Source organism: Burkholderia sp. JPY481 (genome assembly GCF_038900515.1).
Lineage (GTDB): Bacteria > Pseudomonadota > Gammaproteobacteria > Burkholderiales > Burkholderiaceae > Paraburkholderia > Paraburkholderia youngii.
The window spans coordinates 1-249 of record NZ_JAYMRT010000244.1 but is presented as its reverse complement, the minus strand read 5'-3'; the positions used below and the strand labels follow the sequence as shown (position 1 = coordinate 249).

Below are 249 nucleotides of genomic sequence, written 5' to 3'. Positions count from 1 at the left end.
CGCACGTCGACCGGACGACCGCCGACGCGCAGCGTAATGCGGCCGTCCTGCGGCAAACGTTTTTCCGCGATGTCGAGCTGCGCCATGATCTTGATCCGCGAGATCAGCGCGCCGTGCAGCGCTTTTTAGGCCGCACCACGTCGCGCAGCGTGCCGTCGACGCGAAAACGCACCACCGACGCATTCTCGAACGGCTCGATATGAATATCCGATGCCTGCTCGCGTGCGGCTTGCGTGAGCAGCGCGTTGA

General features: G+C 64.3%; 1 pseudogene. It reads right to left on the bottom strand.

Going from position 1 to position 249, the window contains the following annotated elements:
* Window positions 1-249, bottom strand: a pseudogene (locus VSR82_RS40535) (ATPase, T2SS/T4P/T4SS family); the annotation flags it as partial.